This window comes from Microbacterium sp. (assembly GCF_040394595.1).
Taxonomy (GTDB): Bacteria; Actinomycetota; Actinomycetes; order Actinomycetales; family Microbacteriaceae; genus Microbacterium.
Genome location: NZ_JBEBSA010000031.1, coordinates 1 through 9,865 on the forward strand (window position 1 = coordinate 1; position 9,865 = coordinate 9,865).

Annotated in this window: 10 protein-coding genes; 6 read left to right on the forward strand and 4 right to left on the reverse strand. The window is 72.1% G+C overall.

Annotated features, from left to right (window positions below; all coding sequences use genetic code 11):
- Window positions 1-269: 269 nt before the first annotated feature.
- On the reverse strand, window positions 270-869 hold the full coding sequence (locus tag ABWO84_RS15685) for a zinc-binding alcohol dehydrogenase (protein WP_353116250.1): 600 nt from the start codon (window positions 867-869) through the stop codon (window positions 270-272).
- Between the two features lie 134 nt (window positions 870-1,003).
- Between ABWO84_RS15685 and purM the strand changes: the two genes are divergently transcribed.
- The 3 genes from purM to ABWO84_RS15700 are packed head-to-tail and all read left to right on the forward strand — an operon-like array spanning window position 1,004 to window position 4,920.
- Window positions 1,004-2,128, forward strand: coding sequence for a phosphoribosylformylglycinamidine cyclo-ligase (gene purM / locus ABWO84_RS15690; RefSeq protein WP_353116252.1), 1,125 nt, complete (start codon window positions 1,004-1,006; stop codon window positions 2,126-2,128).
- A 6-nt stretch (window positions 2,129-2,134) separates the two neighbouring features.
- Window positions 2,135-3,601: an amidophosphoribosyltransferase gene (purF, locus tag ABWO84_RS15695; RefSeq protein ID WP_353116254.1), complete on the forward strand. Its 1,467-nt coding sequence runs from the start codon at window positions 2,135-2,137 to the stop codon at window positions 3,599-3,601.
- Window positions 3,574-4,920: an MFS transporter gene (locus tag ABWO84_RS15700; protein WP_353116256.1), complete on the forward strand. Its 1,347-nt coding sequence runs from the start codon at window positions 3,574-3,576 to the stop codon at window positions 4,918-4,920. Before purF ends, ABWO84_RS15700 begins: the two co-directional genes overlap by 28 nt.
- Window positions 4,921-4,941: 21 nt before the next feature.
- On the opposite strand, the gene ABWO84_RS15705 is transcribed toward ABWO84_RS15700, so the two are convergent.
- Both ABWO84_RS15705 and ABWO84_RS15710 read right to left on the reverse strand, forming a co-directional pair.
- Window positions 4,942-5,766: an MOSC domain-containing protein gene (locus tag ABWO84_RS15705; RefSeq protein WP_353116258.1), complete on the reverse strand. Its 825-nt coding sequence runs from the start codon at window positions 5,764-5,766 to the stop codon at window positions 4,942-4,944.
- An 86-nt stretch (window positions 5,767-5,852) separates the two neighbouring features.
- On the reverse strand, window positions 5,853-6,041 hold the full coding sequence (locus tag ABWO84_RS15710; RefSeq protein WP_353116260.1) for a DUF3073 domain-containing protein: 189 nt from the start codon (window positions 6,039-6,041) through the stop codon (window positions 5,853-5,855).
- Window positions 6,042-6,192: 151 nt separating this feature from the next.
- Between ABWO84_RS15710 and ABWO84_RS15715 the strand changes: the two genes are divergently transcribed.
- Together ABWO84_RS15715 and ABWO84_RS15720 are read left to right on the forward strand one after the other, a co-directional pair.
- Window positions 6,193-6,738 carry a universal stress protein gene (locus ABWO84_RS15715; RefSeq protein ID WP_353116262.1) on the forward strand — a complete coding sequence of 182 codons (546 nt, stop codon included), beginning with the start codon at window positions 6,193-6,195 and terminating at the stop codon, window positions 6,736-6,738.
- Window positions 6,735-7,550, forward strand: a complete 816-nt coding sequence (locus ABWO84_RS15720; protein ID WP_353116264.1) for a hypothetical protein — start codon at window positions 6,735-6,737, stop codon at window positions 7,548-7,550. Before ABWO84_RS15715 ends, ABWO84_RS15720 begins: the two co-directional genes overlap by 4 nt.
- Window positions 7,551-7,589: 39 nt before the next feature.
- Here the strand turns inward: ABWO84_RS15720 and ABWO84_RS15725 are convergent, their stop codons facing one another.
- Window positions 7,590-8,258 (reverse strand): FadR/GntR family transcriptional regulator, encoded by a 669-nt coding sequence (locus ABWO84_RS15725; protein WP_353116265.1) that lies wholly within the window; start codon window positions 8,256-8,258, stop codon window positions 7,590-7,592.
- Window positions 8,259-8,313: 55 nt separating this feature from the next.
- Between ABWO84_RS15725 and ABWO84_RS15730 the strand changes: the two genes are divergently transcribed.
- Window positions 8,314-9,564 carry an MFS transporter gene (locus tag ABWO84_RS15730; protein ID WP_353116267.1) on the forward strand — a complete coding sequence of 417 codons (1,251 nt, stop codon included), beginning with the start codon at window positions 8,314-8,316 and terminating at the stop codon, window positions 9,562-9,564.
- The last annotated feature ends 301 nt before the right edge of the window (window positions 9,565-9,865 follow it).

Consider the following 9,865-nt stretch of genomic DNA (forward strand, 5'->3'; position numbering starts at 1 on the left):
CCGGGTGGGGTGTCCCGTTGTGCGGTGGGTGTCACGTTTCGCGGGTGGTTCGGCCTGGGGTGTCCGTGATTCGGGGCATGGTCCGTCGTTCGGGACGTGGTCCGTGGTTCGGGCGGGGTGGCCGGGTGGGGCGTCCCGTTGTGCGGTGGGTGTCACGTTTCGCGGGTGGTTCGGCCCGGGGTGTCCGTGGTTCGGGACATGGTCTGTGATTCGGGACGTGGTGTGTGATTCGGGCGGTCGATTCAGGAGGTCCGGCCCGGCGGCACAGGTCAGGCGAGCTCGCCGATGACCGGCCGGATGGCGGCGTCGAACGCCACGACGTCGCGCCGCAGCCCGTCGGTCACCGCGACGGAGAGGGCTCCGATCCACCAGATCCCGCGCTGCGACAGCGGCAGCACCTGCACGTTGAGCTCGAAGGAATGGGCACGGCGGCCGACCTCCCGTTCGAACTCGGCGATCGCGCTCGCGTAGGCGCGGTAGGAGTCGCCGGCGGAGCTCACCGACTCCACGTAGCGCGCGTGGGCGTCGCGGGCGTAGCGCAGCGCGGATGCCGCGTGCGGGGCGATCGCGTCGCGCAGCTCCTCCGCCCCGCTCGCAGGCAGGGCGATGAGGGTGTCGAAGCCGTCGATCAGCTCGAGGGGGACCTCGCTGCGGTGCGCGCGGGGCTCGACCGTCATGTCCCAGTACTCCTGCCACTGCGCCTCGACGGCATCGTCGGCGTCCGCGGCGTCGGGCGCGCGCACGTCGAGACCCCGCAGGGAGGGGAGGTCTGCGGGCGCCCGCACGCCGAGCAGCTGCCGCAGTGCCAGCGCGAGGAGCACCGGAGTCCCGGCGTCCTCGCGGATCAGCCACTGCGGCTTTTCGCTCATGCCCCTCATCGTAGAAGGAGGGGAGCCCCGCGGCACCAGATCCTCGGCGCGTGCGGGCCGGCCGCCCCTCCGGGACGTCCTCACGGGCACCGGGAGCGGGTCGCCGGGCCGGGGCGAGCCGGTAGGCTGTCCTGGTGGCAGAGTCCCCCACCAATCCCACTGATCCCTACGCCGCAGCGGGCGTCGACACCGCCGCCGGCGATCTCGCCGTCGAACTGATGAAGGCCTCGGTGCGCGCGACCCACGGGCCCGAGGTGCTCGGCGGCGTCGGCGGCTTCGCCGGCCTGTTCGACGCGAGCGCGCTGCGCGAGTTCCGGCGTCCGCTCCTCGCGACCAGCACCGACGGCGTCGGGACCAAGGTCGCCATCGCGCAGGCGATCGACAAGCACGACACGATCGGCCAGGACCTCGTCGGCATGGTCGTCGACGACATCGTCGTGGTGGGCGCGAAGCCCCTGTTCATGACCGACTACATCGCCTGCGGCAAGGTGGTGCCCCACCGCATCGCCGACATCGTGCGCGGCATCGCCGACGCGTGCGCCGCCACCGGCACCGCGCTCGTCGGCGGGGAGACCGCGGAGCACCCGGGGCTGCTCGGGCCGGACGACTACGACGTGGCGGGCGCCGCGACCGGTGCGGTCGAGGCCGATGCGGTGCTCGGCGCCGACCTCGTCCGCGACGGCGACGCGGTCATCGCGCTGTCCTCCAGCGGGCTGCACTCCAACGGCTTCTCCCTCGTGCGGCACATCCTCTCCGGCGCCGGCCTGGGGTACTCCGACCCCGCGGCGGACCTCGGCGCGACCTGGGGCGAGGCGCTGCTCGAGCCCACCCGCCTCTACACGCTCCCGCTCCTCGAGGTCATCGAGCGGCTGCCCGGTGCGGTGCACGCGCTCAGTCACGTGACCGGCGGAGGCATCGCCGCGAACCTCGCCCGCGTGCTGCCCCACGGCAGCTGGGCCGAGGTCGACCGCGCGACCTGGACGCCCGATCCGGTCTTCCGCGTGCTGGCGGAGATCGCCGGCACGCCGATCGAGCGGACCGAGGGCACCTGGAACCTCGGCATCGGCTTCCTCGCGATCGTCGACGGAGGGCAGAAGGACGCGGTGATCGCGGCCGTCGAGTCGCAGGGCATCCACGCCTGGCAAGTGGGAGAGGTGCGCCTCGGCGCGGCCCCGGCCGGGGACTTCGAGCAGGGCGCCAAGGGCGTCGACGGCGGTGCGGTGCGCCTGGTGGGCGCCTACGCGGACGGAGCGAGATAACACCCCATGTGCGGCATCGTCGGAATGGTCGGGAACGGCCCGGTCAACCAGGACATCTACGACGCCCTGCTGCTGCTGCAGCACCGCGGGCAGGACGCCACGGGCATCGCCACCGCCGAACCGGGTGGCGTGATGCACATGGCCAAGGCGCAGGGGATGGTGCGCGAGGCGTTCCGCACCCGCGACATGCGCTCCCTGCTCGGCACCGTGGGCCTCGGGCACGTGCGCTATGCGACCAAGGGCACTGCGTCGAGCGAGGAGGAGGCGCAGCCGTTCTACGTGAACGCTCCCTACGGCATCATCCTCATCCACAACGGCAACCTCACGAACACGCGTGAGCTGACCGCCGACATGGCGCAGCGCGATCGCCGGCATCTGAACTCCTCGAGCGACACCGAGCTGCTGCTGAACGTGCTCGCCCACGAGCTGCAGACCACCACCTCGCCGGTCGACCTCGAGCCCGAGCGCATCTTCGAGGCCGTCGCCCGCACGCACGAGCGCATCGAGGGCGCCTACGCGGTGATCGCGATCATCGCGGGCTACGGGCTCCTCGCCTTCCGCGATCCGTTCGGCATCCGGCCCCTCATCCTCGGGCGCCGCACGGCCGCGGCCCCGGGCGATGCCGACGAGTGGGTCGTGACGAGCGAGTCGCTGGTGCTCGAGAACGCCGACTACGAGATCGTCCGCGACGTCGCCCCCGGCGAGGCCGTGTTCATCACGAACGACGGGGAGCTCTTCACCAAGCAGTGTGCGACCGCCCCGGTGCTGGCCCCCTGCGCGTTCGAGTACGTGTACCTCGCGCGGCCCGACTCCGTGATGAACGGCATCTCGGTTTACGAGTCCCGACTGCGGATGGGCGAGAAGCTCGCCGACACGATCGCGAAGCACGTCCCGCGCGAGAAGATCGACGTGGTCATGCCGATCCCGGATTCCTCCCGCCCGGCGGCCATGGAGGTCGCCCGCAAGCTGGGCATCGAGTATCGCGAGGGCTTCTACAAGAACCGCTACGTGGGGCGCACGTTCATCATGCCCGGGCAGGCGGTGCGCAAGAAGAGCGTGCGGCAGAAGCTCAACGCGATGTCGAGCGAGTTCCGCGGCAAGAACGTGCTGCTCATCGACGACTCGATCGTGCGGGGTACGACGAGCAAGCAGATCATCCAGATGGCCCGGGACGCCGGTGCGCTGTCGGTCACCTTCGCCTCGGCCGCCCCGCCGGTTCGCCACCCGCACGTCTACGGCATCAACATGCCCTCGCGCCAGGAGCTCGTCGCGCACGGCCGCACGATCCCGGAGATCGCGGAGGAGCTCGGCTGCGACCACATCGTGTTCCAGGAGGTCGCCGACCTCAAGGCCGCGATCACCGAGGGGTCGGAGCTCGCCGACCTCGACATGAGCTGCTTCGACGGTCGCTACGTCACCGGGTCGGTCACCGACGAGTACCTCGAGTGGGTGGAGAGGTCGCAGACGTCGTGACGGCGTCGGGCGCGCGGCCGCTGTGGCATGGGCGAGCGCTCGCCGTGCTCGGCATCCTGCTGTGCGCCTTCTCGCTGCGCTCCGCGGTGGCGTCGCTGTCGCCGGTCGTCGACCGGATCGGGGCGGAGTTCCCGCTGTCCTCGGCGGTCGTCGGCCTGATCGGCACCGCCCCGCCGGTGTGCTTCGCCGTGTTCGGCCTGCTCACCCCGCTGCTGGAGCGTCGTCTCGGACTGGAGCGGCTCGCGGTGATCGCGCTCGGCGCGATGACCGTGGGGCTCGTCGCCCGCGGGCTGGTGGGGGAGTCGGTCGGGCTGCTGCTGACGACGGCTCTCATCTTCGCGGGCGTCGGGATGGGGAACATCCTGCTTCCGCCGCTGGTGAAGAAGTACTTCCCCGATCGCATCGGCGCGATGATGACGCTCTACACGACGTCGATGGCGTTCTCGACCTTCGTGCCCCCGCTCGTCGCCGTGCCGGTGGCGGATGCCGCGGGCTGGCGCTTCTCGCTGGCCGTGTGGGGCGTGTTCGCGGCGGCGGGCACGATCCCGTGGCTGGTGATGCTGCTGCGTGGCGACCACCGCCGTGTGGTGCCCGTGCCGCCGGAGCCTGAGCCTCAGGCGGAGCCGGAGACGCTGAGGCCGGCGGCGTCCGAGCCCGCGGCCATCACGGCGACCGGGCCGATCGTCACCGCTCCGGAGAACCGGTCGCTGTTCCGTCGCCTCGCGGGGATACCCCTGGTGTGGGCGCTGGCCGTGACGTTCGGCACGTCGTCGACCATGGCCTATGTCGCCTTCGCCTGGTTCCCGTCGATCGCCGCCGACCTCGCCGGAGTGAACTCGGGCACCGCGGGGCTGCTGCTGTCGCTCTTCGCGTTCATCGGGCTGCCGGCCTCGCTGCTGGTGCCCGTGCTGGTGGTGCGGTTCCAGGCCACCCGGCCGCTGTTCCTGATCGGCGCGCTGGGCGGCGTCGCCGGGATCACCGGGATGCTGCTCGCCCCGCACCCGTCGGTGCTGTGGCTGTGGACCGTGCTGTTCGGCCTGGTGGGCCTGCTGTTCCCGCTGAGCCTCGTGCTCATCAGCATCCGCTCGCGCACGGCCGAGAGCGCCGTGGTGCTGTCGAGCTTCGTGCAGAGCGCCGGCTACGTGATGGCGGCGGTCTTCCCGGTGCTCGTCGGCGTGCTGCACGGCGCGACCGGATCGTGGACGATTCCGCTGATCGTCATCGCCGCGGTGCTGGTCGCCGCGATCCCGGCCGGGATGATGGCGGGCCGGCGCGGAACCGTCGAGGACGAGTGGGAGCGCCGGCACGGCACCTGGTGACGCCGTCCCCCGGTGGGAGGATCAGCCGATGACGACCTCGTCGCCGACACGGATCGTGCCGCCCGTGCCCGCCTCGTCGCCGACGGCGCCGTTCACGCCGTCGAGCAGCAGCAGGCGGCCGAGCGTCGGCTCCGCCTGACCCACCTTGCCGGTGAGCGTCGTCAGCACCTTCGCATCCCGTTCCCCGGTGTCGGGGTTCGCGTGCGTGGCGAGGCAGCGGACGATCGGTCCCGCGGTGCGGAGGGTCACGTCGCCGATGCGCACCTCTCCCTCCCAGTCGAGCTCATCCCACGCGCCCACGCCGTCGATCACCACGTTCGAACGGAACCGGCGATCGTCGACGTCCTGCCCCAGTGCCGCGCTCAGCGCCTCGACGCTCGCCGTGCTGTGCACGGACACGTAGCCGCGCGAGCGGTCCTGGAAGCGGGAGCGGACGCCGTCGCCGACCAGCGCGAGCGGCAGGCGGCCGGGGCGCTGCAGCCTCTTCCCGTCGGGGGAGTCGAGCACGAAGCGCGTCATCGCCTCGGTCAGCTCCTCCCTGCCGTGGGCGTCGAGCGCGGCGTCGACGAGTACCTCCTCGCCGTGGACGATCCGCACCCGTTGCGCGTGCTCGTCGAACGAGAGGCGCAGCGCGGCGAGGCCGGGGAAGGTCTCGAGGGCGAGCCCCTTCGACTTCGGCCAGTAGTCCAGCCCGTCGCGGTCCTCCGGGGTCGCCGCGTCCGCGAAGCGGAAGGCCAGCACGCGGTCGCCCGCGATGCGCCCGTCGGACTGCACGCGCAGCGACTCGCACGACTCGGGTGTGAAGCCCTTGACGGGATGGCGGTACAGCGCGACGACGTTCGGCACCCGCCCATTCTCGCAGGAGTGCTCATACGCGAGAGACCGCTGTCGCTCCGGCGGAGGAGCAGCAGCGGTCTGTCACGGACGACAGGTCAAGCCTTCTCGAGCTCGTCCTCGTCTTCGTCGGCGTATTCGTCCGCCCACTTGTCGACGTACTGGTCGTCCTCGGAACTGGGATGCCCGAGTTCGCGCTCCAGTGCGGCGTAGTTCACGTCCGGACTGTACGCCTTGAGTTCGCGGGCGATCTTCGTGTGCTTCGCCTTCTGACGGCCACGCCCCATGCGCGAGACCCCCTTACGAGTTCAGCAGCGGGCCGTGAGGGGCCCGATGTCTTATTCACGGCACCGGCGAGAGGCCGGTAAGAGTAGCATTCAGGATAGCACGCACGCCAGGGCCGAAGGCTTTGCGCGACCGGTGAAGGGAACGATCCTCATGACAGAACCCGCCCCCAGCCCGTCCGACGAGAATGCGCAGAACGCGACGCTGCAGAAGGCGGTGATCGTCGGCATCCAGCCCGGTCAGCCCGCGCACGTGCTGAGCGAGGCGGTGCGCTACGCGAAGCTGCTCGAGGTGCCGCTCGTGGTCGCGCACGTCGACGTGACGCGCTTCGTGACCTACGAGGATCCGGACGGCTACGTGCACTCGGCCCCGATCGACCTGAACGTCGACCTCGGCGCCGCGGAGTTCGAGCAGGTGCAGAAGGAGTGCGAGACGGCGCTGTCCGGCGCCGGCATCACCTGGACCGTGCGCCAGCTCGTCGGAGACCCCGCGCTCGCGATCAAGCAGCTCGCGAACAAGCTCGACGCGCAGCTCATCGTGATCGGCACCCGCAAGCGCGGGATCGGCGAGTCGATCCGCGAGTTCTTCACCGGTTCGGTCGCCGCGCGCCTCGCACACCGTCAGCACCGCTCGGTGCTCGTCGTGCCGCAGGAGGAGTCGGTGCCCGACGACCAGAAGGACATCTGGACCGACGAGTGAGCGCATCGGCCCCGCGGAGCGCTCGGCCGGCGCCGACGCCTCCGTCGAGCGAGGTGCTCCGGGCGTTCGGGGCGACCGCGCCCCTGGAGTTCCTGTCCGGCGGGCGCGGTCTCACCTGGCGCTCCGGACCGCTGGTGCTGCGCCCCGCCGAAGGCGACGGCGAGACGATCTGGAAGTCGGAGATGCTGGCGTCGCTGGGGCCGGACGAGCGCTTCGCCGTTCCGAAGCCGATCGCCACGGGGGACGGCGCCTGGGTGTGCGCAGGCTGGCAGGCGATGGCATGGATGCCGGGGCACGCCGACGAGCGGCGCCTGGACGACGTGGTCCGCGCAGGGCGCGCGTTCCAGGAGGTGCTGTCCGAGGTGGCGCGCCCCGTGTTCATCGATGAGTCGGACGATGCGTGGAGCGTCGCCGATCGGATCGCGTGGGGCGAGCACACCCCGCCGACGGACCCGTTCCTGCGGGCGCTGATCGACGAGTATCGGGGCGTGGCCGCGCGCAGCCAGGTCGTCCACGGAGACCTGCTGGGGAACGTGCTGTTCGCCGACGGGCATCCGCCGACCATCATCGACTGGGCGCCGTACTGGCGGCCCGCGGGGTTCGGGCCCGCTGTCGCCGTCGTGGACGCCGTGTGCTGGCATGGCGCATCACCGGCGACGCTGGCCGGAGACCGGGGATTCGCGGACTGGCGCGATCTGCTGCTGCGAGCGCTGGTGTTCCGCATCGCCACCCTGCATCGTCTCGGCCTCTGGGATGAGGCGGGCGTCGTGCGGCATGCACCGATCGCGGAGGCCGTCATCCGGCTCGACTGAGCCGGGTCGCGGGCGGTCGCACCACGGCGCGTCGGCTTGCTATGGGGTCGCGTCGTCCCATGCGGAGGTCGCCTCGAGGTTGGCCTGGGCGGAGGCCGCGGCGGCATCGCCGTCGCGGCGCCTGATCGCCTCGAGCACCTCGTCATGGCCGCGCGGCTCGTTGCGGCAGAACCCCTCGCGACGCATCGCCCCGCTCATGGAGTCGCGCAACCGGGGCAGCAGGGCCGAATACACCTCGAAGAGGATCGGGTTGCCGGCGGCCTCGGCGATCGCCTGATGCACCGCCGCGTCGGCGTCGGCCCAGGCGTCGTCGTCCGCTTCGGCGCGCACCCTCAGAGCGTCGGCGATGCGGGCCATGTCCTCCTCGTCGGCACGTTCCGCGGCGAGGCGCGCGAGCGAGGGCTCGAGCGCGGCGCGGGCCTCGAGCACGTGCGAAAGGGCGGCGCCGGAGCGGGCGAGGGCGCCGGGCACCTCGCTGCGTGCGCGCACGAAGGTCCCGTCGCCGCGCCGGATCTCGAGCATCCCGGTGTACTGCAGCGCGCGGAGCGCCTCGCGCAGAGTGCCGCGGGCCACCCCGAGCGCGGACATCAGCTCCGATTCGGCGGGGATCCGCTCGCCGACGGGCCAGCGGCCGGCGGTGATCTCTTCACGCAGTCGCTCGACGACCTGATCGGTCAGCGAGGTGCGGGGCAGCGGTTGAAGGCTCACCTGTGCCATCATAGTTCAGGTCCAATGGTAAGACGTATGATGTTTGGATGACTGTATGACGACTCGCACACGCCCCTCCTTCGCGCTCGTGCTCACCGCGCTGCTGCTGCTCGCGGTCAATCTGCGCCTCGCCGTGACCAGCGCCAGTGCGCTGCTCACCCTGCTCGTCGGCGATGGTGCGCTCACGCCCTCGACCGCGATGCTCGTGCCGGCGCTGCCCACCGCGATGTTCGCGCTCGCCGGACTCTTCACCCCCTGGCTCGCGGCCCGCATCGGCGCGGGGAGCGCGGTGTCGTGGGGCGTGTCCGCGCTCGCCGCGGGGATGCTGCTGCGCATCGTCCCGTCTCCGGTCGCGGTGGTCGCCGGCACGGTGATCGCCACCGCGGGTCTCGCCGTCGTCAACATCCTGCTGCCGGCGCTCGTCCGAGCCACCGCCGGAGGACGCGTGGGCGCGGTGACCACTGCGTACACGACGGTCATGTCCCTCGGTGCCGCCGCCGCCGCGGCAGCAGCGGTCCCGGTCGCCCATGCCTTCGGGTCGGCCTCCCTCGGTCTCGGTGCCTGGGCCGTCCCGGCGGTGCTGGCGGTCGTCGTGTGGACGGTCGTGGCACGTCGCGCGGGAGTGGACGCGGCGATCCCGGCTCCGCCGAAGGCCGAGCGCGGTCCGCTGCCCGGGGGAACCTGGGCGCTGACCGCGTTCTTCGCCCTGCAGGCGCTGTCGAGCTACGTGATCATGGGCTGGCTCCCCACGATCGCGATCGACGCGGGCATCGCGGAGACGAGGGCCGGGGTGCTGCTGGGGCTCGCGATGGCCCTGGGCATCCCCGCGACGGTGGTGATCGTCGCCCTCTCCCGCACTGCGGCGCGACTGCGCGTCGGCGTGCTCATCGTCGGCCTCGCGAGCGCCGCGGGGATGATCGGCTTCTGGGTCGCCCCCGCCGCGGCGCCTGAGCTCTGGGCCGTGCTGTTGGGCATCGGGATGTGCGCCTTCCCGTTGGTGCTGGCGCTCATCGCCCGGATCGGCGACGGGCCGTCCGACTCGGCGCGGGTGTCCGCCGTGGCGCAGGGGGTCGGATACGCGGTGGCGACCGTCGGCCCGCTCGGCGCGGGCGCCTGGCACGGGGCCGGGGGATCGTGGGGCTTCGTGCTCGCGCTGCTGCTCGTCGGAGCGATCGCCCAGTGCGTGATCGGCCTCGTCCTCGCGCGCACCTCCCACGCGTCCTCGGCGGCCGGGTCGGCGGCGGAGGATGCGGCGGTCGAGGCCGAGCTCACCGGGGCGGCTCCGCGGCCGGTGTCCGCCCCCTGAGCATGGCGGGGCCCGCTCCCGCGTCCCGGTGCGTCCCGTCCTCCCGGTGTGTTCCGTCCTCCCGGCGTGTTCCGTCCTCCCGGCGTGTTCCGTCCTCCCGGTGCGATCCCGTCCTCCCGGTGCGTGGCGGGCGCGGTTTCGGTACCGGGTCGGCGGGAAGCTGCAGGGAGGTCGGGCGGGCGCGGGGCGCGATGCGCCGTGGCACCTTTCCCTACCCGTCCGATGGTGCGATGCGGGGTTTTGTCTTCCCGGTGCGATCCCGTCCTCCCGGTGCGTGGCGGGCGCGGTTTCGGCACCGGGT